Here is a 23,460-nt window from a genome sequence, read left to right on the forward strand (position 1 = left end):
TCGATTCACCGGGGTATGCAAGCACAACACGACCGACAACGCACTTCTGCGACCAGCACTTTCGCAACAGACCCTAGGCGGGCGACCAGTCGCCACACCGCCAGGGGGCCCGTGGCAGTGTCTAGGAGCGACTGCGCGGCAAGCCACCTGAGAAGGCGCACTCCACGTGTCCGGGCCGGTGTGGCGGTCACCCGCAGCTCGTTGTAGAGCGGCGTCATCACGTGTGGACGGATCGTCAGCCGCAGTTCGCCGGCCTCCAGTGCGGCATGCACGAACACGCTCACCACGATCTGTCCGTCCCAACTGATGCACTGAGCCCGCAGGTACAGCCGGTCCGGCACACCGGAAGGGGACCTGCGCCCCAGACCGCTCAGGTCGGACAGCTCCACCTTCGTCTCCCGGGTGCGCTGCAACCATCGGGCCGCCGGAAGGCCGAGTATGCGCTCCATCGAGAACCCAGGAAGCGGATCGGTGATCTCCCGGGCACCGCGGCCCAGTTCGTTGAGCGCGGTGCCCACGCGTCGGAGAAGTTCCGCCTCCCCGAACGGTCTGACCGACTCCTCGGCGTCCTTGGGCTTCAGCGGGATGCTGATGCGGGCAGGTCCCCAGACATCTCGCCCAGCACCGATGAACTGCTCCGAGGCGTCGTAGGGCAACTCCAACTGCCACTGGTCCTTGCTGATGTCCGACATCCTGCGCTTGGCCTTCGCAGCGACCCACGGCAGGTCATCGGACGACACGCCCTCCCGCGCCAGATCACTCAGCGCAGCCCGGGCCACAAGCCGGTCGGCCGCATACGCCAGGGCGACGACAGCCGCCAGCCCAAAGGGGAGTAGCGCCAGCTCGAGTCGCAGCGCGAACGCGTCGCCGTCAACGGGTCCGTACGGCAGGAGTGCGAGCAGCCACGGCGCGAGCAGCACGACATACGCCAGGCGCCGCGAGGGCGCCCACCGCGTCAGGCCGACCCTGCGGATCGCGCGGAAGGCAGCCCAACGTAGGAACAAAGCGACGATGACGAGCGCAGCCCAGATCCCGAAAGGCCACGGCACCGCATAGGCGACCAGTCCGCACAGGACCAGGATGCATGCGCGCCGCGCCCATCGGCGGCGCCTCGCACGAAGGCTGTGCGCGGTTATCGGGACAAGGTCGAAGCCGTACGACGGCACAGGCAGCGGCGGACCGTGCAGCACATGGTCGACAACCCATTGCGCAGTCGGCTCGCCCAGGGGCGGACAGTCGTCACTGCCCTCCAAGTAGATCGGCCGTCTCGTGCTGCGCCGAGGCTTCTTGGCCTTCCCCGCTTTCCCCCGGATCCTGCGCCACCATGCCTTCACAGCCTTCACCCGATCAGGACGCGCATAGACCGCCTGACACAACGACCGCGTCACTTCGGACGATGTGGGGTCCACCTCCGCAGGGCGGTTGGCCCCAGAAGTAACAGGGTTCGTCTGAACCGGGATTGCAGGCCACTCGGCCTCCTCCGTCCGCACCCTCCCCCGAGCACGCACGCCCCACCCAGCCGCCATCCCGCTCCCCCGTTCATCGACAGGCGGGCATCTTCACGGTGGACAGCAAGAAGCGCTAGACCGCAAACGCGACAATGCGCATAACTTGACTGAACAGCTAAGGATTGGCCGAAACTGCCTCCGGCCTGTCTGGCGTGCAGGCCGGGCCCCTGGTGCCAAGGAGTCTTCAGAGCCGAGTCTGTCGACACGTCCCAGTACGTCCCGGAGGCACGGTGTCAGCGACGCATGAAACGACTCCCGAACAGCAGCTACTTACGCGAACCCAGACGAGCTCGCAGCAACGCATCCAACACCGTCACTGGTGAGCTGGGGCTCAGCACCAAGCGAGCGTCGAGAGACGCTTCCCACTGCTCGGTCAGCCCGAACATCAGGCGCTGGCGCATGCCAAGGGTGACATGGGCGTAGCGCGCCGAGACCGAGCCGTCGATGTGGCCCATGCGCTCGTCCATGAGGACCTTCTCCGTGCCGAGATCTTCCATCACGGTCCGGTGGGTGTGGCGAAGGCCGTGGGGCGTAAGGCCCTTGGCGATCGGAAGCCAGCAGGCGTCGGCCCGCTCGCTGGCACCACGCCCTCGGGCGGGTACACCAGGCCACGGCTCGCCGAGCAGCGGTACGGGGCGGGCCTCCTGCGGCGCCTTCCTCGGGTACCAGCCGGAAACCGCCGGGGTGAACAGCCATGTCGCAAAGCCGTTTCGGCGCCAGTGGGCTGCGTGCTGCGACACCGCGCCGCCCCGCACGAACCCCAGGTCCGCGATGGCCTGCTCCACCCTCACCCGCTTGGCCTCGGTGACGCGGTCGGGGTGGTTGAGGACGTTGGACACCGTGCCCGTGGAGACTTCGGCACGGCGTGCGACGTCGACGAGCTTCGCGCCCTGGTGGCCGCCGGTGCGAGCCGCGCCCAGGCCACGGAAGACGTAGGTCTTGCCGTGACACGGGCAGAGCTTCGGCTTCGTACGGGCGACGTGGTTGGCGACCAGAGCCGACAGCCAGTCCATCGCGTAGATGGTGCGGTAGCTGTCGTCCTTGGGCGGGCAGCGCACGAGCTCGCCGGTGTCGAGTTCGTACAGCTGCCACTCGACGCGGATTGAGCCAGGGCGGGCGAATTCCGTCTCCAGGCCGACGATTTCGCCCCAGCGCATGCCGGTGTACCCCTTGAGGACGACGGCGACGAACTCGTCGTCGCGGCCGGAGAGCAGGGCGGCCCGTTCGGCGGTCAGCAGGATGCCGAGCGGGTCGGTGACAACCTTTTCCGGGCTGCGGTCTCGGGAGCGGCCGGCGCGCTTGCCGCGTCCGCGCCGCCTGGCGGCCGGGTTGGACGTGATCAACCCCTCGTCGATCGCATCCTCGAAGATCAGGTGGAGCGTTGAGCGCCAGGTCTTGACGCTGGAGGCCGCGTACACGGCCTTCTCCTTCTTCTCCCACAGGTCGACGTCCGTGCGCACGATGCCGGCGAGCGCCTTGTCCTCGAAGTCGGGGAGCAGGTGCTCCTCGATGTGACGCCGGTAGTTCTGCATGGTCGAGGCGGCCAGGTCCTGGGCCTCGTACCAGCGGTTCGCGTACTCACCGAAGGTCTCCTGGCCGAGTGCCGGGTCGCGCCAGTCGCCGCGCCGGTACTTGTTCTCGGCCTCGCTCGCGGCGCGCTGGGCCTCGCCCTTGGTGGCGAACCGGATCGCCTTGCCGTTGTCGTCGACCACCGAGAGGTGCTTGCCAGGCGCGGTCTTGTACCGGCCGCGCCAGTAGTTTCCGCGCTTCTCCGCGAAACCCAACTTCCTTCTTCCTCCATGCTCTTGGCTAGTGGCTGGGCCGCCGGCGCGCTACACGACGGATTCGTACTGGGTACGGCGCGGCGGCCGGGCCCTCAGACCCTTCGTCGTCGCAGCCGTAGTCGGCCGAGGAGACTGGGCGGCACGAGTTCGTGCAGCGGGAGGACTTGTTACTGCTGGACCGGCCGGCGCGCTGCTGAAGGATCGCTTCGGGCGCTCTTCGTGGAGGCGGACGATCTCGGCGAGGTGTGCGGCGGTGAAGCGGTAGGCGCGGCCGACGCGGGTGTGCGGGATGAGGCCGCGCCGGGCGCGGTCCTTGACCCACCAGGCGGAACAGCCGAGGGCTTCGGCGATTTCTTCGGGGCGGTAGAGACGGGGCAAGGAGGCTCCGCCCTCGGTGCCAGGAAGGCGGCGTACGAGGGCAGGGGGTATCTCGGAGTGGTGCAAGAAGAGTGGGTCCTAACTCGGTTGGGGGCCTGCTCAGTCAGCAGTGCTGGGCGGCCTTCGTCACATGGCGCTCGGTCCCTGCAGCAGCACGAGGGACGGGACGCGGAGGGCTTGGGCGAGGGCGACGAGGTCGTCGATGTCGCAACGGCGTTGGGCGCGTTCGATGCGGGACAGCATCGTGTTGGACATCGGACGGCCGAGGGCGGTGACGCGGGCGGCCAGCGCGCGCTGGGCGAGACCGCGTTCGGTACGGAGGATTTCGACGGAGCGGGCGGTCCGTATTCCGGCCGGTTCGATTTCCAGGGATCGTGCTGCCATAGCTCCCATTGGTAACTCGTATTCGCCGGTTTGGTAAACCGGCGATCGTCGGCTATGTTGCGCCCGGCCGTGCACAGGGAGTTGCCGCCTGGGTTGGGTTCCAGGCATCCGGCGGGTGGCGGCTGAGCGCGTCGGACAGGTGCTCTGACATGGGGTGTTGTGTTGTAGCTTGCGCTCCGGCGGAGGTCAACGGCTTCCGGATGTGATCCTTCTGGCTCGGCCCCGTGGGCAACCAATTTCGGCAACCGGCAGTCTGGGATTATCATTTAGAGAATGCCCCGGAGCATGCGTTCGCCGTCAGCTATCTGACTTCTCGGCGGAATGCTGGACTTCTGCGGCGTTGATGTGGCTGTCTTGGCTAGGCGAAGCCACCAGCCCTCGCAGGCTCCCTCGGGCCGGGGCTGTGCCGCCCTCTCTCTGCGCACCGCCCGGCAAGGGCGCGCACCTCCACCTGCCCGTCCTGACCCAGGAGCCGCCGACCCATGAGCCTCGACGCCCGCGAGTGGGTGTGGGACCACAGCCGAAGCAAGGGCACCGCCCGCATGGTGCTCGCGTTGATCGCCGACCGCTGCCGCGACCGGAGCTGCGTCGCGTACGCCTCCGTGTCCACCCTGATGAAGCGAGCGAACGCCTCCCGTACTGCCGTACGCGACGCCCTGGCCAAGCTGATCGCCGACGGCGAGCTGGTGGCGCTCGGTGACCGCAAGGGGCCACGGGCAGAGACGTTCTACCACCTCCCGGACGCCGCCCACTTCCTCGCCGAACACACCGTTGAAGGGGACCGGGAACCGGTCCTTCCGGGGGACCGGAATCCGACCCTTGGGGTGCCGGAATCCGACCCTTCCGATCCCTTCGAAGAGGGACCGGAATCCGGCCCCGGGGTACGGATTCCGACCCCGGGAGGGTACGGATTCCGACCCGTCGGGGGCACGGATTCGGACCCCCAGAACGGTAGAGAACCGAAGGTGAACGGTAAGAGCAGCAGCTCTGCCCCGCTCATCTCCGCCGACCAGTGGCAGATCGACGACACTGCCCGGGCCTGGCTTCGGCAGCACGGTCATCTCGACCGCCTCGGCGAACACGCCGTCCGATCAGCCGACGAGAAGTGGCGCACCTACCGGGCCCCATGGCCTCCCCGTACCGCAGCCTCCTGGGCTGCCGACTGGCGCTCCTGGATCGCCCGGGAACACACCCCCACCCCAGACCGCCCGAACCTCTACGCCCTGCCCGGCGGCACACCCACCCGGGCCCCTGGCATGACGCGCTCCGAGCAGCACATGGCCGCCCTGCTCGCGGCCCTCGACGAACCGACCGGAACGGAGTAACCCGCCTTTGGACCCACGCGAAGTCGCCGCTGTCCTCGCCTACACCGGCCGCCTCGACCCCCGCACCATCCGCACCGGCACGGGCGAAGCCCGTGACCAGATCGCCCAGTGGCAGGAACTGCTCGACGACGTGCCCTTCGCCACCGACCACGGCTGGGACGTCCGCGAGGCGATACGGGCCCACGTCCTCGTCTCCCCGTACCCGATCCTGCCCGTGGACGTCGCCCGCAGATGGCGGGCCCATCGGCGCGACCGCCTCGACCGGCACACCGACCCCACACCGGCTGCCGACCCGGACGATCCTGCCGCCTGGCGAGCCGAGCTGCTCCGCGCCCGCAACGCCGTCGCAGTCGGCGTGGTCGCGCCTTCCACGCACCGGCAGATCACCGGCGGTGGCCCGCCTCGCGACATCGAGGAGCGCCTGCGCACGATCGGCTCGTGCATCCCGCTGGCCGTCCGCGCCGAGCTGACCCGCTACCGTCCGACCCGCGCCGCGCGCGAGGCCGCCGTCGCCAGGGGTGTCCCCGACGCGCTCAGTGTCCGGTGCGAGTGGTGCCACGCGCCTGCTGGCGCCCTGTGCCGCCAACGGCGGGCGGGCCCGGACGGCACCGCCAGAGGCAATGCCGTACGTACCACCCCGCACCCGTCGCGCATCGACCTCGCCACTGCCCAGATGGGCAGACAGCGGGCTGCGTGACACGGCCGGCCTCGCTCCTCGCCGCAGCTTCGTAGTCCTCCAACCGTCGTGTCCCGGATCGTCGTACCCGATGGACGGGAACGTCCCGATGAGCACCTTGGGGACCGCGTCGCGGGGACCGTGCCTGCGAAGTTCGGGGACCGGATTTCGGTCCCCGACGGTCTCCGCGATCACGGTCACCTCCTGGCGGGGACCGTCACGCGCGGGAACGCCGCGCGCCGGGATCGGGGACCGTGACGACACCGAACTGGGGACCGACACGGGACCGGTCCCCCGGAAACTGCAGCTCAGGCGGGCTATCAGGTCGGTCCGCAGAGCGTCCCCGACGACGGGGACCGACCCCGCAGCAGCCCGTGCGGTTGAGGACCGGTCCCCGGAGTGCAGCAGAACGGGACGATCCCCCTGACGACGTGTCATGGGGACCGTCCCCGACGAACGTCGCATGACAGTCCCGAACCGTCTGGGGACCGTGCACCGCCGCTCTTCCTCCGGCCACGGCTCTCGGTCCGACAGCCCTGCCTCAACAGCCCGTCCCAGATCGCGTCCCGCAACAGCCGAGTGCCTCCAGCTGCTGCCCCCATCCCTCGTCAAGCAGCGCCTTGGCAGCACAGCTCCCCGCCCCCGAAGACACCCCGGAGAACCGCACGTGCACGACCAACACCATGAACACCTCGCCACCCGTCAGCAGGAGGCGACAACAACGCCGGCCTCAGGCGGAGCAAGTTGGAGGTTCGGACACTCCCCCGCAGGGGGAGCCTCCGAACCCGACCCCGCCCCGGAGGTGGCGGGGCCCGACCGGCGCCAGGGGGCAACGGACGGGAAGGCTGCGACCGAGGGCGGACCGCAGCCGGGCGAGGCCAGCCGCAAGGGCACGGCCAAGAAAGGGAAATCGCGCCCGCGTGACAAGAAGCAGCGCCCCGCACACAGCGTCCGCCTCAACGAGCCCGAACTCGCCATCATCCGATCTGGCGCCGAGCACGTCGGCATGAGCGTTGCCGGGTTCCTGGCCTACTCCGGCCTGGCCGCCGCCCGTGACCAGTCGCGTACCGCAGCGGCCATCGCCACCGAGCGCGATGTCCTGACCGCACTGTTCGGCGTACGCCGTCAGCTCGGCTGGGCCGGCAGCAATGTCAACCAAGCCGTCAAGGCCCTCAACTCCGGTGTCGACGCACCGCACTTCGCTGCCGCTCTCGCCGATCTGCAACGTGCAGCGCAGGCCGTACAGCGGGCGGCCGAACGGATCACCCATCGGCAGGAAGGTGAGGCGGCTTGATCCCTCGGATCCACAAGCAAGGCAGCAATACCCTCGGCCTGCTGCACTACCTGTACGGCAAGGGCACCCACGAAGAGCACGTCGACCCACACCTGGTCGCCTCCTTTGACCACATGGCCCCCGACCCCGGCCGCGACCCTGCGGCAACGAAAAAGGACCTCCAGCACCTCCTCGACCAGCCCCTCCACCTGATCGAGACGGATCAACGTCCGGCCCAGCACGTGTGGCACTGCTCCGTGCGTGCCGCCCCCGACGATCCGATCCTCAGCGACGAGCAGTGGGGCGACATCGCCCGCCGCATGGTCGCCGCGACGGGCATCGACCCCGGCGACGGCGCAGGCTGCCGCTGGGCCGCCGTCCGCCACGCCGACGACCACATCCACATCATCGCCACCCTCGTACGCGAAGACGGCCGCCGCCCCGACCACCACCGCTCCGGCAGACGTGCCCAGGCCGAAGCCCGCCTGATTGAAGCCGACTATGGCCTCCATCGCGTCACCCCAGGCGACGGCACCGCCGCCAAGCGGCCCACCAGCGCTGAACGCCACAAGGCGGAGCGCCAGGGCCGGGACCGCACCGTACGGGAGGAGCTGCGCGAAACCGTCCGCCGCGCGGTCGCCGGCGCCGCCACCGAGCAGGAGTTCTTCGACCGACTCAAGGACGCAGGACTCCTCGTACGCACCCGAGTCCTGCCCTCCGGCGACCTGAAGGGCTACACCGTCGCCCTCCCAGGCGACCACAACAAGGACCACGAACCGGTCTTCTACGCCGGCTCGACGCTCGCCCCCGATCTGTCCCTGCCGCGCATCCAGGCCCGGTTCGACACAACTGCAGTCGCGACCGCACCGGGCAACGGCGGCCACCAGGACCATCCCCCACAGCGGCCCGCGCCGTCCGCAGCACGACGAACCACCACTGACGCCGCATGGGCGGCCCTGCTCGCCCTCGACCGAAGCGACGGTGCGGCAGCCGCGCAGATCGCAGCGACCGGCGAAGTCCTCGACGCTCTCGCCAAGACCTCTGCCCTCTACACCCGGCAGGAACTACGTGAAGCAGCCTTGGCATTCGAGCGGGCCTCCCGTTCCCACACTCGCGAGGAGTTCCGCCACAGCCAACAGCTACGACGAGCGGCCCGAGACCTGGTCCGCAGCGGCCCAGCACTCGGCCGGGGCGAGGACGGCGCCACCACGGCAATGGTGATCGACATGGCGTTCTTCCTCGTCACCGCCGCCGCCCACTGGCACGGAAAGAAGCAGCACGCCCAGCAGGCAGCCGCCGCCCACCAGGCCGCCGAGCACTTGCGGGCTGCCTACCGAACCGCGGCCGGAATACCTATGGGCGCCCTGTACCAGCGCGGTCGGCGCCTCGCCCTGCCCCTGCGGCACAAGCAGGCCGACCATCTACGCCGGGCAGTGCCGGATCTGGCCGAGCAGGTCCTAGCCGAACCCGGCTGGTGCGCATTGGCGGCCACCCTCGCTGACGTCGAGAGCGCCGGTCATAATCCGGCCGCGCTCCTCACCGAAGCTGCCGAACGACGGGAGCTGGGCACCGCTGAATCGGTCAGCGAGGTGCTGGTGTGGCGGCTGCGACGGGCGGCAGACCTGCCCGCCGACACCACCGACATGTGGCCCCACGAGAACGGAGCAGAGCCGCCGATGCGCAGTGCGCAGCGCCCGGCACAGAGACAGACAGGTCCCCGCAGCCGCAGGCCGTGACTGTGGATGAATACAGCTCGGGGCTCAGTCGTGGACTGCGCTGGAGGCGTGGGAAACAGGCCGGTACAGCCCGAAGCCGGGCCTCTCGATTCGGGAGGCCCGGCTTCGCAGTGCGAGGCGGAAATCAACCAGCTGGGGCGCGCAGGAGGCGGTGCCGCGTGCTCTCTGGCAGCACCCGGCGCAGGACCGGTGCGGTGGAGCTGAGTGAGTTGGCGAACGCGGCGACGAGGTCGTGCGGCACGCTGGCACCGAAGGACGCGGCCCACAGGTATGGCGCGCCCATGGTGGTCTCGGCCCACGCCTGCCATCCGGCCGGTCCCGCTTCGTCCGGCTCGACGGTCAGTGCGCGGGGATCGGTGTCCTGGATGAGGGGTGGGATCTCACCAAGGCTGAGATGGGAGGTGAAGGTGGGGTGCATCGCCACCGCGTCGGGCTGGTCGACGTCGCGAAGCCAGCCGTGCGCGGCGACAACCTCCATAACGAGCTCGGGACCGGTGAGCGCCGTGGCGGGCTGGTCGCGGGCGGCGAGCGCGAGGAGAAAGTCGCAGAGGACCTCACCCGGGATGTCGGGGGTGAAGTAGGCCGACCACCGCGCGAGCGGGCTGTCTGGGTGCTCGCGGGCGGAAATCTGCCAGGCGATCGGCAGCTCGCCCAGGTGGAACGGCTCATCCGGCAGCACCCATTGGGCCCACCGGAGGGTGTCGGGGCTGATGTGGAGGACAGTGCTGCGCACGACCTGCCGGTCCTCCGGTGCCTGGTTGGGCTCCTGCCGTCCGCGGACGAGGCTGGTCCAACCGAGGCCAGCGAGCGTGTCAGCGACGGCGTCGTAGAGACGTCCGTCGTCACCGGCCAGGTGCCGGGGACCGACCCAGTACGCAGGCAGGGCGCCCGGGTTCGGGGTCGACGGGTCGAGCAGAGGGTCGGGATACAGGGGCGCCTCCAAGGGCTGGGTACGGGTCTACTTGCCGCCAGCAACGCGGCGAGGCGGCGGGGCCGCCTGGACGGGAGCCTGCCAGTTCAGAGCGACGGCTACCTCGGGCGGCAGGCGCCCGAGCCGGCTGTCCGCGTCGCGCCCCTCGGCCAGATAGACGACGGGCCGTCCGATCTCGTCGCGGGCTTCCACGACCTGGGTCGCGCGGTGGGTCATGGGGAAACAGGTTCATCGCCAGCCGCAGGGGTGCGGTCCGGTCACAGACGGACAGGCGGTCAATGAGATCACCGACGGTAATTCCCGAAGACGGCAGGGGAAACGTCCTTGCATCCGGGCAGCGGGCTGACGGACGCGGAGTACCGCCCCGTTCTGTGAGCGAGGGGGCTGGCAGCTCCGAGTTAGCTGACGCCGGCTGGCGCGCTCATCGAGGGCGGGTGGTTTCCAGCACGCACGTCACAGCGGCGGCGACGATATCGGCCGGCGTCTCGGTGTCGAAGGAGATGCTGTGCCCAGGGACCGTCGCGGTACCGGTGACCGCGATCTTCCGGCCTTCGCCGTCGGTCCCGGGACGGCCGAGCGGAGACCAGCCCAAGTAGAACCGGCCGTCCTTCGAGTTGATGTGCACGTCGGCGCGGTCGTCCACAACCATGTGGAAATCCTCGGCGGAGAACTGATCCATCACGAGCACGGGCTGGCCCGGGCCAAGCTGCAGTCGCGCACTTTCAGGGCCTTGACGGTGGTGGAGAAGCCGGGGCTGATGGAAGCCACGGTCACGGCGATCACCTCTCTGACCTGGGGTTCACGAAGGTCGTCTACGTTGACATCCCTCTGCACCCGCTGGCCAGTCTTTCGCGACTCTTTCCTGTCTGCCCCCGGCGAACTGGGGCACGGGCTACTCTCCTACGTCGTCCGAAGCACCGCATAGGAGCAGTCCACCCCAGCCACGCCCCTCTGTGAGGCAACACCGTGAGCCGCGTCAGTGTCACCGCCGACGGAGGCCAAGACCATCACCTGAGACCACTCGCCGCCTTCTCGCCCGCTGGCAGGTGACCTCGACCCAGGGACATGCCATATGCAGCGGCAGCCGACCTCAGGGGACAGCACTGCCGTATCCCCGAAGAAACCCCGTGCGCACGATAAGAGAGTGCTGATAGTTGCTGCATGGATGCGATTGATGCCGCGCGTGCCGTTGTAGAGGAACACCACCCTGACGCTCGGGCTGCGTTCCTGGGAGGCAGCGTCGTGACGGGCCGCCGCACGGCGATGTCGGACCTCGACATCGTTGTGCTCCTCCACGGATCCCCAGCCCTGTACCGGGTAAGCCTCCGGAACGGTGAGTGGCCGGTGGAGATGTTCGTGCACACCGAAGCGACGTGGCACGCGTACGTCGAGCGGAAAGTACGCAAGCGCCGGTCACCGCTGCTCTGGATGTGTGCCGACGGGCTGCTGCTCTTCGACACCGATGGAGTGGGGGCGCACCTCGCCGCTGAGGCCCGGAAGCTGACCGCCGCGGGACCGCCCACGGTGTCGGCTGAAGAGATCGATGACTGCCGCTACGCGATCACCGACCTCCTCGACGACCTTGCGGGGAGCACCGGCCAGAGCGAACGGCTGTTCATTGCCACCGAATGGTGCGACGAACCGGCGAGTTGGCGCTGAACGTTGGCGGATCTTGGGGCGGGGGCGGGAAGTGGCTGGCACGCCGTCTTGAGACCACGGCGCCGGGGCTCAGCATGCGCCTGCACGATGGCCTACGTGAAGTATTGGCGGGGCGGATTGAGCCCCTCGTGGCAGTCGTGGACGAGGTGGTGGAGCAGGTCGGCGGCCGGTTGTGGGTCGGCTACAAGCGCGGTGGAACTCCATGAACGAGGTCGCCGCAGGGCGGCAGGCCCGCGTTGGAGTGGTCGTGCCTCGCGCACGTACAGCTCGGCCTCACGGTGTCACGCAGAAGCCAAACAGGACGGCGCCGACCCAACAATGTGGGCCGGCGCCGGGTCTCAATCTCAGGCGCCGACGTGGAAGGATCCGACCCCGTCATCGCTGAACGGACTCTCAGGCTTCCTGGCTCCGCAGGTGTGCCAGGAAGCCTGAGACGCCCAGTCGTATCCCACATAAGGCAGGTCGGACTTCGCGGGTACGCGTGCTGAAGGGCACCGATGGACCCTCCGGATGCGCGACCTCGGGATCACCACCGTGAAGTCCCCTCTTCGGGAGCGGCGCATCCGCTCCGGCTAAGGTCGTCACCTATGCAGCGGCTGGTGCTCTTCGATCTCGACAACACCCTGATCGACAGGAACGGCGCCATCCAAGATTGGGCCGCTCAGTTCGCCGCTCGGTACTCCCTCGCTGACCACGCCTCCACGCAATTGGTCGAGTCGGTCCAGGAGCGAGCATTCCCAGCCACCTTCGAAACCATACGGACGCAGTACCGTCTCCGGCCCTCCGCCGATTCGCTGTGGAGGCAGTACTGCTCCGACATCGCGGCGGCGGTCAGGTGTCCTGAGAGGGCGCTCGCGGGCATGGATGCCCTACGAGCCACCGGCTGGCGAGTTGGTATCGCCACCAAGGGGGCGACCGACATCCAGAACGCCAAACTCCAGGCAACCGGCCTGATCGGTCGCGTTGATGGCGTCTGCGTCTCGGAGGCCGTCGGTGCACGAAAGCCCGCGACCGCCGTCTTCGAGGCGGCAGCCGTAGCGTGTGGCTCCCGCCTTTCCCAAGGCGGCTGGATGGTGGGCGATAACCCGGAGACCGACGTTGCTGGAGGTCGTCGAGCGGGCCTACGCACCATCTGGATCCGCAACGGGCGTGCCTGGCCTGATCGGCTCGCCCCACCTGATCATTGCGTACGCGACGCGGGAGCAGCCATCGCGCTTCTGCTGGCTGATGACTGTTCGAGGAGTGTGGCTACGTGAAGTCCGACATCGCTGCGGTTGGGCTGCTGCATCCGGGCAGCATGGGTGCGGCATTCGCGGCCCAGCTCCGAGCCCGAGGCACGACCGTCCTCTGGTGTCCTGTCGGTCGCAGCGAGGCTTCCCGGAAACGTGCGGAGCACGCGGGCATGGAGGCAGTCGACGATCTCGGGCAGCTCCTACGGCACGTCGACCTGGTCGTCTCCTTGTGCCCGCCAGCAGCCGCCGAGGGGGTCGCAGCAGAGGCGGCCGAGCACGGTTTCCGGGACGGGACGTACCTCGAGGCAAACGCGATCACTCCACAGAGGGTCCGAGCTGTCGCCGCCTGCCTGCCTGATGCAACCGTTATCGACGGTTCTGTCGTCGGCTCTCCTCCGGTAGGGGGAAAGCAGCCGACGCTTTACCTTTCAGGCCCCTCGCGGCACGTCGCGCGGGTTGCCGACCTCTTCGAGGGGACCGATGTGCGCACACGCTCCCTGGGGACTGAGATCGGGAAGGCTTCCGCTCTGAAGCTCGCATACTCCAGCTATCAGAAAGCGTCCCGCGTCTTGGCCGCCGTGGCATACGGGCTGGCCGACGCGAACGGCGTCGCGGACGAGCTCCTGCAGATCGCCTCCAAGCGCACCGGCAGCTATCTGACGGAGACGGACTACATTCCCAAGACCGCCGCTCGCGCCTGGCGGTGGGCGCCCGAACTGGAAGACGCCGCGGACCTGCTCGCCGAGTCAGGACTGCCGGACCACTTCATGCGGGAGATAGCCGCTGCCCTTCACCGCTGGGACGAGGTCCACGACAGGTCCCTCACCGTCTCCCATGCTCTCGAACTGCTGAGTTCAGCGGACGCCCGTCACACAGACGCGCGTACAAGCTGATCAATGACGACTGCCGCGTCTCCAGGCGAGGAGATTTCGGTGTCCACGCGGAGATCCCAGGCAGGGTGCTCGTTGGTCGCGAGATCCTGCTCCGTAGCGTCCCATGCGGCGAGCCGGGCCTCCGTATCGCGATCGCCCCGGCTCGTCGAGCGGACGGCCGTGACCTCCCGAGAGCACCACACCAGCACCGTCGACCAGGCGGCGGGGTACTTGGCGGTCACCGCCTCTACGCCTGCGACCTGGCCGAGGTGGAGGATGGGAATGCACCCACCCTCCATGGCCAGCCCGAGGCCGGGGCGGTCGACGACGTAGGTGTTTCCGTATCGGTCATTGCGGTAGATGAGGTCGCCGCGCCTCTCCAGCTCCGCCAGCTGATCGTGGGTACCCATCCGGTAACCCTCAGACTTGCCGCTGCCGATTTTGAGTCGGCTGAAGAGGACATAGCGCGAGTCGAGTTGGGCAAGAGCCTCCGTCACTGTGTCCTTGCCGGCGGCAGGCGGCCCGTACAGCAGGATTCCCTGGTTCATCAGAACACCGTTCCCAACACCTGACGTACCTGATCAGTGAGGGATATCGCCGCGCCGAGGCGGTTGTCCACCACCATGTGGTCGACGGCAGGGCGCAGTTCGACGTCGACGGTTTTCACGTACTCGTCCCAGTGCTGAAGCTTCCAGCTGTCGCGGGCAGCGGACCGGAAGCTGATGTACTCGCGCATCGTTTCCACATCGCACTTGATCCAGACTATGGAGACGCTGACGCCTCGGGCCTCGCATCGGTTGGTCAGCCGCTGGATCCACCGGACATCCATCACCTCTGAGATGAACGGTGCTGTCAGCACCGTGCTGATGGAGCAGTCGATGTTGGCGTAGGCGGTCTCCAGCAGGCACTGGTACTCCAGGGGCCGTACCTGCTCACGGTAGAGCTCGGAGTGCCGGTCGTTGGGCTCGCTGCCCATCTCCACCAGAAGTCGCTCGACCAGGGGACGCGTGATGGGGTCCTTGTCGAGGACGGGCCATCCCGTGAGCTGGGAAATGAAGCGGGAGAACTCCGACTTCCCACTGCCTGCGAAGCCGCCGACGATGAGCAGCGACGGGCGATGAGGATCTCCGCCCGTGTGCCGACGCTTCCACGCGTCGATGATCCGCTGCTGAACGTCGAGATCGCCGCAGGCATCCGTTCCTGGCGTGATCTGAGAGAGTGCCCGCTCGACAGCGAGAACGTGGGCCCCGTTGCGGGACTCCGCCGAGGGCGTGAGGTTCAGGTGCGTGGCCTCGTCGGGCAAGGGATGGCGGAATCCGAGCTCGGGTTCCGTACCGCGGTACAGAAGGCAGTATGCGCGCCGATAGTGCGGACCCGGGTATACCTCGCCCTGCTCGTGCTGCCAGAGCGTCTGGAAGTTGGCCGCAGGCACCGTGATAGCGGCCCTTGTGGCCACTTCACGCAATCGCTCGCCGGCACGCTCGAGGGTTAATCCGTGTGCCTCGCGCACCTCACGGAGCTTGTCCGGGCGCCATCCCGCACGGCTCCTCGCCACGTCAGCTACCGCCTGCCCATCGGTCAACATGATCGGGACTGTAAGTCTGCCCCGTGCGAAGTCGTGTGTAAGCAGATGTTGAAAAGTCAGGGTGCTCGCCGATGAACGGCCTCACTAGCCCGCCGTGATACACGGATGACCTGCGCCCCGCTGTCATGGACCTTGTCAGCCCGCCAAGTTCTCAACTGGCGGCCGAACGCTACTGGTTCATGAAGGAGCAGAGGATGCTCGACATCGGAGAGCAGCACGGCGCATCGGCTGAATGGTCCGAGCAGCAGATCGCCTACTACCGCGCACGAGCTGACGAGTACGACACCGCATACGCGGACCGTATGGGGATGCCCCAGCTCTCGCACGTGCTCGATCGGCTGCCCATCAGCGGAGACGTCCTGGAGCTGGCGTGCGGCACGGGCCAGTGGACCCACCTGCTCTCGGGGCGCGCCCGCAGCCTGACCGCAGTGGACGCCGCGCCCGAGATGCTGGCCATCGCGCGACGCCGCCTGGAGGGTTCGACGACTCGCTTCATCGAGGCGGACATCTTCAGCCAGGTTCCGGATCGCCAGTACGACACCGTGTTCTTCGCCTTCTGGCTCAGCCATGTGCCGCCCGCGTACCTGGAACCCTTCTGGAAGGCCCTGCGGAAGGCTCTGAAGCCTGGTGGCTGCGTGGTCTTCCTCGACGACTCCCGCGCGAAGGCGGAGATCGAGGAGACGATCGAGGGACGTGCGGTTCCGACTGTGCGACGGAGGCTCTCCGACGGGAGTCAGCACCTGACCGTCAAGGTGCTTTACGACGCCGACGGACTCACGAAGCGGCTGAACGCCCTGGACTGGGAGGCCCACGTCGAGCAGGTCGATCGCTACCACTACATCGGCGTCGCGCGACCCCAGGCCCACTCATGACCGGCATCAACGGATACCCGGCGTCCCCCACGGTCCGCGCAGGCAACAACATCCGACTTCACATCGCCACCTCCGCGGATCGCTTCCGGCTCGACTTCTACCGCTGGGGCTCGACACCCAAGCACACGGGGCACGTCGAGTGGCCCGGGCGGGACGCCGTACCTGGACTACATGACCAGGACTGGCAGTGGCCGGCCTACGACTTCCTCGTACCGCGAGACTGGCAGTCCGGTGTCTACATCGGCGTCCTGAGCACGGGGGTTTGTCCGAGCCAGCCAGCCATGGACGCTCGCGAGGCCAGATTCCTTCTGGTCGTCACGGCGTCTGTTCCCTCGGGCCGCAAGGTTCTCTACAAGATCCCTGTTTCCACCTACCACGCGTACAACACGGCAGGTGGCGGAAGCCTCTACAGCGCCTCCCGGGTGACGCTGCGCCGGCCCGGAGGCGGTGTCGGCGGGCCGGTCAAGGGCCTGCCCGACCCGTACGACGCCTCGTCGCCTCGGCAGACGTTTGCGCACTGGGATGCTCCTTTCATCTCCTGGATGGAGGAGAACGGGATCCAGAGCGACTACTGCACGGACCTCGACCTCGACGAAGGCCAGCTCCTTGGCGACGGATACCGCCTCCTGGTCTCCGCCGGGCATGACGAATACTGGACCGCCCAGACCCGTCGGAACGTGACCGCCTTCCGCGACACAGGCGGCAACATCGCCAACTTCGGTGCCAACAGCTGCTGGTGGCGAGTGAGTCTCAGCGAGGATCGCTCGGCCCTGGAGTGCGCGAAGTTCCCTCCCGACGCCCCTGCCGGAACGGACCCAGACAGCTCGTACGGCTGCCCTGGCCACTGGTGGGAGTCGGAGCCCGAGAACGCCCTCCTAGGCGTGAGTTACCGGAACGGCGGCGGGCACTGGGACGGCCCGCGCGCGCCCCTCGGGTTCACCGTCACCGACGCGGACCACTGGGTGTTCTCCGGAACGGGCCTCAAGACCGGTGACACCTTCGGCCACGACGGCGCGCTCGTCGGCTACGAATGCGACGGCGCCGCATACGAGATCGACGGGCAGAGACGCCCGGGGCCCACCGGCCAGGACGGAACGCCCAAGGACTTCGAGATCCTCGGCATCGCCCCACTGCCCTCCGACTGGAACTTCGCAGCCCGGGAGCCGATGCCCAGCCCCCGCGCGGCCACTCTCGGCCTCTACACGGCGACCGGCACCGTCTTCACCGCCGCCACCACTGACTGGGCCCGGCTGCTCCCCACCGACCCCCAGGTCGCGGCCATCACCCACAACGTCATCACCCGGCTCGCCTGACGAAGGGATCGTCGTGTTCGCACTCACACAGCCGCTCAGCGTGATCATCGGCGTCAACGGCATCGGCATGGGGCATTCCGTCAGGCAGAGCGTGATCGCCCAGTACCTGCGCGACCGCGGGCACCAGGTACGGATCGTCACCAACGGGAGCACTCGCGTCGAGTACTTCCGAGACCTCGGCTTCCCCTCGTGGGACGGGTGGATGCCGACGCTCCTTGCCCGTGACGACCGCATCCACGCGGCCGACGCCTTACGCACCAACATCCGGCAGACTCCCGCCGGCATCAGCCGACACCTGCACCTGCGTCGGATCATCCGGGAAACCGGTATCCCGGACGTGTTCATCACGGACTACGAGCCCAACACACCCCGCCTGGCCTACCACTTCGGCAGACCACTCATCTCGGTGGACCAGCAGAGCAAGTACCGGCACCTCGACCTTCCGCCGGTCGGCCGGTACGCACGTACCGCCGACGAGCAGCGGCTGCGCTACTTCGCACCCCGCGCCGACCGGTCCTTCATCTGCTCCTATGTCCCCTTGGAGGCCGACGACCGGAAGCTGGAGTTCATCGCCCCCGTCGTTCCGGACTTCGTCCGCTCCGCCCAGGTCACGACGGAGCCGGTGACCACGGCCTACTTCTCGCGGTACTTCGATCACGGCCCCGAGGATTCCGTCCGCACCCTCGCCGACGTCTTCCGCCAGTACGTCCCCGACCGGACCCTGCGGATCTACGCGCACTCGGACGAAGTCGAGAACCTGCGCCAGTACGCCGACGACAAGATCGAAATCTGCCCGTTCGACCGCCAGGCGTTCATCTCCGACCTGGCGCGCTCCGAGGCCGTCTTCTCCAACGCCGGCTTCAATCTCATCAGCGAGGCGTTCGTCCTCGGCAAACCGGTCCATCTGGTGCCGCTGCCGACGTACGACCAGCACTGGTGCGCCAAGGTGGTCCACGAGGCGGAACTCGGCACCAGCGCACCACGGATCGAGCGCGGGGCGATACTCGACTTCCTCAACCGGGCCGGGGAGCTTCGCGCCAACGTCGAACGGCATCGGGACCAGCACCTCACCCAAGACCCCCGCGAGCGGATCGCCTCCTACCTGGAGACCCTGCCCGCGGCCGGTGGGCGGGTCCCTTCCTCGTCCGTCCGGTAGGCGGCCATGGAACTGCATTCACTGCCCGCGTACGTGACCACCGCCGTGGTCGTGGCGGCCGTCGTGTCCTGCTACCGCTTCGCCGTCTCTCCGACGGTACGGATGCTGTCCTCTCGGCCGACGGTCTCGCGAGCGACGCTCGCGACTGCCGTTCCCTCCGCCCTGCTCGCCTTCCTCCCCGCGCCCGACCCCGGCCCCTTCCGCTGGTTCGTCGTATTCGTGATCGCCCTGCTGACTTGGCAGGGCGTCACGAGCGATTACGACGTGACCCAACCCATCGGCCCACAGCGCTGGGCCAAAGTGGTGCTGCTGCTCCTCGCAGTGGCCTCCTGCTTCTGGACACCGGCCCTGCTGCCATGGCTTGCTGTCTACTGCGGCCGGCTGCGCGGTTGGAAGCACCACGCGATGATGCCGCTGCGGCTGCTCAAGGCGTACCTCGCTTGGTTCTTCGTGGTGACAGTCCTCAGCACGCCAGAATCCTCAACCGGGCTCGTACTGGTGCTCGGCTGCGTCTCGCTCTCCCACTACGTCAAGCCGGCGTGGAGCAAGGCCCGGCTCGGGCCGCGCCCCTGGTCCTGGGCCTGGCACAACCGCACCCACTACCTCACAGCCTCCGCGTACTCCTGGGGATGGGCACGCTTCCTGCCCCCTGAAACCGTGACCGGCATCCTGCGCCGCGCACGCGCCGTGGACCGCCCCCTCAACATCCTGACGGTGCTGGTCGAAACCGCCGGCCTCATCGCGTTCCACGACCGCCGCATCCTCGTCGCCGTCTTGGCCGCGACGGCCCTCTTCAACCTCGCCGTCGTCCTCGCCTCCGGCATCTTCTTCTGGGAGAACATCTGCACCAACGCCGCACTCGCGCTGACCGTCGCACTGCTCCCTGGTCCGGAGTACGCCGCAGCGTTCGGCTGGCCGGCCGTCGTCATCGCACTCCTGATCTTCATCCTCAGCACGGCTGACCTGCTGTGGCAGCCGCGGCACCTCGGCTGGTGGGACTCGCCGTTCACGGCACGCGTCAACTGGCAGGTAGAGACGGCCTCCGGCGCGACACTCGGGCTCTACAACGACTTCATGTGCCCGTACGAGCGTGAGTTCGGCCGCGTCCTGGGCTACTTCCTCACCAGCGAACCCATCCTCCACGGCCACCTCGGCATCGTCTGGGACCGAGGGCTGCGCGACCGCCTCGTCCACGCAGCAGACGACCCCTCCGAGCTCCACCACCTCAAGCAGACCTACGGCCGAGCGCAAGTGGACGAGGAACAGGCACGCGAGCACATCGCCTTCCTGACCACGATGTTCATCCGTCTCAACGCCGGTACGCCGAAAGGCCCGCTACCCCGACGGCTGCGCCGGCTCAAGGCCCCCGGCGGCCAGCTCTACCAGTGGGGCGACCTTCCTCCCTACCGCGGTGAGGAACCGGTGCGCCGCATCACCATCCGCTACCAGGAACGCTGCTACCGCCCGGACACCGGCGAGTTCGCCCTGCTCGCCGACCGCGTCGTGCAGGAAATCCACCTACCCGCCATTACGACCGACTACGGGAGTCCTTCATGCGCAAAGTCTTCATCGACTGCGGAACCAACCTCGGAATCGTGCTGAGCCGCTTCATCGCCGAGCTCCCCGACCACGACTTCTACGCCTTCGAGCCCAACACGGAGCTGCTGCCGGCCATCCGCCACGAAGTCGAACGGGCCGCTCACTCACCCCGCGTCGAGGTCTCTCACAGCGCCGTGTGGACGCACGACGGGATGATCAACCTCTTCCTCGGCCACCACGAGAGCTCCACCGTGATGCCCGGCAAGCGCGTCCCGCCGGTGTACGACCAGCAGATCGACTACGGCTCACCGGTCCCGGTACCCGCCATCGACTTCAGCGCCTGGCTGCGCCAGACCGTCACCCCGGACGATCACGTCGTCGTGAAGATGGACATCGAGGGCGCCGAGTACCCCGTACTCACGAAGCTGGTCGCCGACGGGACGATCGGCCTCATCTCGGTCCTCTACATCGAGTGGCACTACGACCGCTTCCCCGCCATGAGCCGAACCGACCACGACCGACTCGTCGCCGCCGTCTCCGCGTTCGTCGATGTCCGCCACTGGGACTGACCCGAAAAAGGGGACGGACCACCATGAGCACGAAGCACGTCTACCTGGTCAAGCACGGTGAGACCGAGGAGAACACCCGCGGTATCCACCAGGGCAGGGCTGTTGGCGGCACACTCAGCAAGCGGGGACGCGACGACATCCGCGCCGTTGGCGACGCCCTCGCCGCAGCCGGACTCGCGGCCGACCAGATGCTCGTCAGCCCGATGTCCCGATGCCGTGAGTCGGCCGCACTCCTGACGGCCGCGCTCGCACCGGCCGACGCACGCGTGGACGACCGACTGGCGGCGAAGAACAGCGGCCATCTTGGCGGCCGACCCAGAGACCTCTCGGCGGCAGAAGCAGCCCGTCAAGGTGTCCCCATCCACCAGCTCCGCACGCCGGGCGGCGAATCATCCGAAGACGTACAGGCCCGTTACATGCGCCTGTGGGGCGAGGTCTGCACCGGACCGCACCGCACGACCGTCCTTGTCGGCCACGGCGGCGGAATCGCCTGCGTCCTACTGAAGCTCACGCAGCACGGCTTCGAGCACTACCTCGAGTATGTGCCCAGCTCCGGAGGCGTGACATTGGTCGAGATCGACGAGGATGCCCCTCGAATCCGGCTGATGAACGTGCCGCCCGCCGAGCTGGCCGGGCACCTCACCGCCCGTACCGCCCGATGAAGCCGGGATCGGTACGGGTGCGAGAGGCACCGTCAGGCGTCGGCTCCGCCGAAGCGGGTCCGGTAGGACTCCAGGTCCTCCTCCGAGATCTTCGCGAAGAGCACCGGCGGCACGGTGAAGGCTGTACCGGCCGGGACAGCGTCCAGGGACTTGGCCTGCTCAGCGGTCACCCAGGTCGCGGTGTCGCTCTCCAGGGCGAAGGCCCCGCGCATGGCGGCGGCCGAGGCCGGGATGAACGGCTCGGAGACGATCGCGTAGAGGTGGATGAGGTTCATCGCCGTACGCAGTGTCAGGGCCGCGCCCTCCGGGTCGGACTTGATCTCCAGCCAGGGGGCCTTCTCCTCCAGGTAGGAGTTGCCTGCCGACCACAGGGCTCGCAGCGCCGCCCCGGCCTTGCGGTACTGGAGGGCCTCCATGTGCTCCTCGTACTCGGCCAGCAGCCGCGCGATCTCCTCGCCCAGGCGCGCCTCCACCTCGCCGGCCGCGTTGCCCGCGGGGACATCGTCCCCAAACCGCTTACGGGAGAAGGACAGCACGCGGTTGACGAAGTTGCCGAGGGTGTCGGCCAGGTCCTTGTTGACCGTGGCGGCGAAGTGCTCCCAAGTGAAGGACGAGTCGTCGGACTCCGGGGCGTTGGCGATGAGGAAGTAGCGCCAGTAGTCGGCGGGCAGCAGCTCCAGGGCGGCGTCCGTGAAGACACCGCGCTTCTGGGAAGTGGAGAACTTGCCGCCGTAGTACGTCAGCCAGTTGAAGCCCTTGACAACGTCGACCTTCTTCCACGGCTCGCGGACGCCAAGCTCGGTGGCCGGGAACATCACTGTGTGGAAGGGGACGTTGTCCTTGGCCATGAACTGGGTGTAGCGGACGGTGTCGTCGGCCTCGTACCACCACGACTTCCAGTCGCGGGTCTCGCCGTCCTGCGCGGCGTCCGACCACTCCTTCGTCGCGCCGATGTACTCGATCGGGGCGTCGAACCAGACGTAGAAGACCTTGCCCTCGGCCGCGAGCTCCGGCCAGGTGTCCGCCGGGACCGGGACACCCCAGTCCAGGTCGCGGGTAATGGCGCGGTCGTGGAGGCCCTCGGTCAGCCACTTGCGGGCAATGGACGAGGACAGCTGCGGCCACTGCGCCTCGTGCCGGGCCACCCACGCTTCCACCTCGTGCTGGAGCTTGGACTGCAGCAGAAACAGGTGCTTGGTCTCGCGGACCTCAAGCTCCGTGGAGCCGCTGATCGCCGAGCGCGGGTTCAGAAGGTCGGTCGGGTCGAGTACGCGGGTGCAGTTCTCGCACTGGTCACCGCGGGCCTTGTCGTAGCCGCAGTGCGGGCAGGTGCCCTCGACGTACCGGTCCGGCAGGAAGCGGCCGTCAACAGGCGAGTACACCTGACGGATCGCCCGCTCTTCGATGAACCCGTTCTTGTGGAGCTGACGCGCGAAGTGCTGCGTGATCTCGACGTTCTGCTGCGAGGAGCTCCGGCCGAAGTAGTCGAAGGCCAGCTGGAAGCCGTCGTACACGGCCTTCTGCGCGTTGTGGGCCTGTGCGCAGAACTCGGCCACCGCCAGTCCAGCCTCCTTGGCTGCCAGCTCGGCCGGCGTCCCGTGCTCGTCGGTCGCGCAGATGTAGAGGACGTCGTGACCACGCTGGCGGAGGTACCGGGAGTACACATCCGCCGGAAGCATCGACCCGACCATGTTGCCCAGGTGCTTGATCCCGTTGATGTAGGGAAGCGCGCTGGTGACCAGGTGTCGAGCCATCCTTGGATGCTCCATTTCGTACGTAAGGCGCCGATGGCAGTGCCGCGGCGGGCCCAAGTCGGGAGGCGGCAGCAGGCGGGACCACTCAGGTCGCCCATTCGTGTGACGCACGGTGACGGGTCGAGTCTGCCGACCGTCGCCATCGTATCGAACCCGGGCATCCCCCCGGCGAGCTGTTTATCCCCCGGACGAGCCCGCGCGGAAAAGGCACTCGGCCGTCCGAGACAGGCGGCCAAGCGAGTCTCGTACGGC

The 23,460-nt window shown here is 68.1% G+C and carries 20 protein-coding genes and 3 pseudogenes; 13 read left to right on the forward strand and 10 right to left on the reverse strand.

Annotation, left to right across the window (positions count from 1 at the left end):
* Positions 1–5: 5 nt before the first annotated feature.
* From NLX86_RS06895 to NLX86_RS06910, 4 genes are all read right to left on the reverse strand, one after another.
* Positions 6–1,343, reverse strand: coding sequence for a hypothetical protein (locus NLX86_RS06895; protein WP_254370710.1), 1,338 nt, complete (start codon positions 1,341–1,343; stop codon positions 6–8).
* 431 nt (positions 1,344–1,774) lie between these two features.
* On the reverse strand, positions 1,775–3,292 hold the full coding sequence (locus tag NLX86_RS06900) for a LacI family DNA-binding transcriptional regulator (protein WP_254370711.1): 1,518 nt from the start codon (positions 3,290–3,292) through the stop codon (positions 1,775–1,777).
* Between the two features lie 48 nt (positions 3,293–3,340).
* Positions 3,341–3,670 (reverse strand): helix-turn-helix domain-containing protein, encoded by a 330-nt coding sequence (locus NLX86_RS06905; protein ID WP_254370712.1) that lies wholly within the window; start codon positions 3,668–3,670, stop codon positions 3,341–3,343.
* Between the two features lie 126 nt (positions 3,671–3,796).
* Positions 3,797–4,054, reverse strand: coding sequence for a helix-turn-helix domain-containing protein (locus NLX86_RS06910; protein WP_254370713.1), 258 nt, complete (start codon positions 4,052–4,054; stop codon positions 3,797–3,799).
* A gap of 482 nt (positions 4,055–4,536) precedes the next feature.
* On the opposite strand from NLX86_RS06910, the gene NLX86_RS06915 reads away from it, so the two are divergent.
* The 4 genes from NLX86_RS06915 to NLX86_RS06930 all read left to right on the forward strand — a co-directional run bounded on the left by NLX86_RS06915 (position 4,537) and on the right by NLX86_RS06930 (position 9,064).
* The gene (locus tag NLX86_RS06915; protein WP_254370714.1) at positions 4,537–5,379 is read left to right on the forward strand and encodes a helix-turn-helix domain-containing protein; all 843 of its coding nucleotides are present in this window, start codon (positions 4,537–4,539) and stop codon (positions 5,377–5,379) included.
* A gap of 7 nt (positions 5,380–5,386) precedes the next feature.
* Positions 5,387–6,076, forward strand: a complete 690-nt coding sequence (locus NLX86_RS06920; protein WP_254370715.1) for a hypothetical protein — start codon at positions 5,387–5,389, stop codon at positions 6,074–6,076.
* Between the two features lie 781 nt (positions 6,077–6,857).
* A complete protein-coding gene (locus NLX86_RS06925; RefSeq protein WP_254370716.1) occupies positions 6,858–7,349 on the forward strand; it encodes a mobilization protein in 492 nt (163 codons plus the stop codon).
* The gene (locus NLX86_RS06930) at positions 7,346–9,064 is read left to right on the forward strand and encodes a relaxase/mobilization nuclease domain-containing protein (protein ID WP_254370717.1); all 1,719 of its coding nucleotides are present in this window, start codon (positions 7,346–7,348) and stop codon (positions 9,062–9,064) included. Before NLX86_RS06925 ends, NLX86_RS06930 begins: the two co-directional genes overlap by 4 nt.
* A 124-nt stretch (positions 9,065–9,188) precedes the next feature.
* On the opposite strand, the gene NLX86_RS06935 is transcribed toward NLX86_RS06930, so the two are convergent.
* From NLX86_RS06935 to NLX86_RS06945, 3 genes and pseudogenes are all read right to left on the reverse strand, one after another.
* Positions 9,189–10,007, reverse strand: a complete 819-nt coding sequence (locus NLX86_RS06935; RefSeq protein WP_254370718.1) for a DUF317 domain-containing protein — start codon at positions 10,005–10,007, stop codon at positions 9,189–9,191.
* A gap of 15 nt (positions 10,008–10,022) precedes the next feature.
* Positions 10,023–10,308, reverse strand: a pseudogene (locus NLX86_RS06940) (hypothetical protein).
* 108 nt (positions 10,309–10,416) lie between these two features.
* Positions 10,417–10,769, reverse strand: a pseudogene (locus NLX86_RS06945) (DUF317 domain-containing protein).
* Between the two features lie 387 nt (positions 10,770–11,156).
* On the opposite strand from NLX86_RS06945, the pseudogene NLX86_RS06950 reads away from it, so the two are divergent.
* From NLX86_RS06950 to NLX86_RS06960, 3 genes and pseudogenes are all read left to right on the forward strand, one after another.
* Positions 11,157–11,860 (forward strand): annotated as a pseudogene (locus NLX86_RS06950) (nucleotidyltransferase domain-containing protein).
* A 381-nt stretch (positions 11,861–12,241) separates the two neighbouring features.
* A complete protein-coding gene (locus tag NLX86_RS06955) occupies positions 12,242–12,910 on the forward strand; it encodes an HAD family hydrolase (RefSeq protein WP_254370719.1) in 669 nt (222 codons plus the stop codon).
* Positions 12,907–13,779, forward strand: coding sequence for a DUF1932 domain-containing protein (locus NLX86_RS06960; RefSeq protein WP_308409552.1), 873 nt, complete (start codon positions 12,907–12,909; stop codon positions 13,777–13,779). Before NLX86_RS06955 ends, NLX86_RS06960 begins: the two co-directional genes overlap by 4 nt.
* Here NLX86_RS06960 and NLX86_RS06965 read toward each other — a convergent pair.
* Positions 13,755–14,306, reverse strand: coding sequence for a guanylate kinase (locus NLX86_RS06965; RefSeq protein ID WP_254370720.1), 552 nt, complete (start codon positions 14,304–14,306; stop codon positions 13,755–13,757). The genes NLX86_RS06960 and NLX86_RS06965 overlap by 25 nt on opposite strands.
* Positions 14,306–15,190 (reverse strand): AAA family ATPase, encoded by an 885-nt coding sequence (locus tag NLX86_RS06970; protein ID WP_374213848.1) that lies wholly within the window; start codon positions 15,188–15,190, stop codon positions 14,306–14,308. The genes NLX86_RS06965 and NLX86_RS06970 overlap by 1 nt, the downstream gene beginning before the upstream one ends.
* Before the next feature lie 347 nt (positions 15,191–15,537).
* On the opposite strand from NLX86_RS06970, the gene NLX86_RS06975 reads away from it, so the two are divergent.
* From NLX86_RS06975 to NLX86_RS07000, 6 genes are read left to right on the forward strand one after another with little or no spacing between them, the layout of a single operon-like run.
* On the forward strand, positions 15,538–16,215 hold the full coding sequence (locus tag NLX86_RS06975) for a class I SAM-dependent methyltransferase (protein ID WP_254370722.1): 678 nt from the start codon (positions 15,538–15,540) through the stop codon (positions 16,213–16,215).
* Positions 16,212–17,528: a N,N-dimethylformamidase beta subunit family domain-containing protein gene (locus NLX86_RS06980; RefSeq protein WP_254370723.1), complete on the forward strand. Its 1,317-nt coding sequence runs from the start codon at positions 16,212–16,214 to the stop codon at positions 17,526–17,528. Before NLX86_RS06975 ends, NLX86_RS06980 begins: the two co-directional genes overlap by 4 nt.
* Before the next feature lie 13 nt (positions 17,529–17,541).
* Positions 17,542–18,684, forward strand: a complete 1,143-nt coding sequence (locus tag NLX86_RS06985) for a glycosyltransferase family protein (RefSeq protein WP_254370724.1) — start codon at positions 17,542–17,544, stop codon at positions 18,682–18,684.
* Between the two features lie 6 nt (positions 18,685–18,690).
* Positions 18,691–20,286 (forward strand): hypothetical protein, encoded by a 1,596-nt coding sequence (locus tag NLX86_RS06990; RefSeq protein WP_254370725.1) that lies wholly within the window; start codon positions 18,691–18,693, stop codon positions 20,284–20,286.
* Entirely contained in the window at positions 20,238–20,792 is a 555-nt protein-coding gene (locus NLX86_RS06995) for an FkbM family methyltransferase (protein WP_254370726.1), read from the forward strand. Before NLX86_RS06990 ends, NLX86_RS06995 begins: the two co-directional genes overlap by 49 nt.
* A 23-nt stretch (positions 20,793–20,815) precedes the next feature.
* Positions 20,816–21,454, forward strand: coding sequence for a histidine phosphatase family protein (locus NLX86_RS07000; protein ID WP_254370727.1), 639 nt, complete (start codon positions 20,816–20,818; stop codon positions 21,452–21,454).
* Positions 21,455–21,486: 32 nt separating this feature from the next.
* On the opposite strand, the gene metG is transcribed toward NLX86_RS07000, so the two are convergent.
* Positions 21,487–23,208, reverse strand: coding sequence for a methionine--tRNA ligase (gene metG / locus NLX86_RS07005; protein ID WP_254370728.1), 1,722 nt, complete (start codon positions 23,206–23,208; stop codon positions 21,487–21,489).
* Positions 23,209–23,460: the final 252 nt, after the last annotated feature.

The organism is Streptomyces sp. A3M-1-3 (assembly GCF_024213665.1).
Lineage (GTDB): Bacteria > Actinomycetota > Actinomycetes > Streptomycetales > Streptomycetaceae > Streptomyces.

Excerpts from the sequence above, each read along its gene's own strand:
- NLX86_RS06910 (WP_254370713.1), bottom strand. The coding sequence starts at position 4,054 with ATGGCAGCACGATCCCTGGAAATCGAACCGGCCGGAATACGGACCGCC.
- NLX86_RS06995 (WP_254370726.1), top strand. The coding sequence starts at position 20,238 with ATGCGCAAAGTCTTCATCGACTGCGGAACCAACCTCGGAATCGTGCTG.
- NLX86_RS06980 (WP_254370723.1), top strand. The coding sequence starts at position 16,212 with ATGACCGGCATCAACGGATACCCGGCGTCCCCCACGGTCCGCGCAGGC.
- NLX86_RS06915 (WP_254370714.1), top strand. The coding sequence starts at position 4,537 with ATGAGCCTCGACGCCCGCGAGTGGGTGTGGGACCACAGCCGAAGCAAG.
- NLX86_RS06965 (WP_254370720.1), bottom strand. The coding sequence starts at position 14,306 with ATGAACCAGGGAATCCTGCTGTACGGGCCGCCTGCCGCCGGCAAGGAC.
- NLX86_RS06955 (WP_254370719.1), top strand. The coding sequence starts at position 12,242 with ATGCAGCGGCTGGTGCTCTTCGATCTCGACAACACCCTGATCGACAGG.
- NLX86_RS07000 (WP_254370727.1), top strand. The coding sequence starts at position 20,816 with ATGAGCACGAAGCACGTCTACCTGGTCAAGCACGGTGAGACCGAGGAG.
- NLX86_RS06975 (WP_254370722.1), top strand. The coding sequence starts at position 15,538 with ATGCTCGACATCGGAGAGCAGCACGGCGCATCGGCTGAATGGTCCGAG.
- metG (WP_254370728.1), bottom strand. The coding sequence starts at position 23,208 with ATGGCTCGACACCTGGTCACCAGCGCGCTTCCCTACATCAACGGGATC.
- NLX86_RS06990 (WP_254370725.1), top strand. The coding sequence starts at position 18,691 with ATGGAACTGCATTCACTGCCCGCGTACGTGACCACCGCCGTGGTCGTG.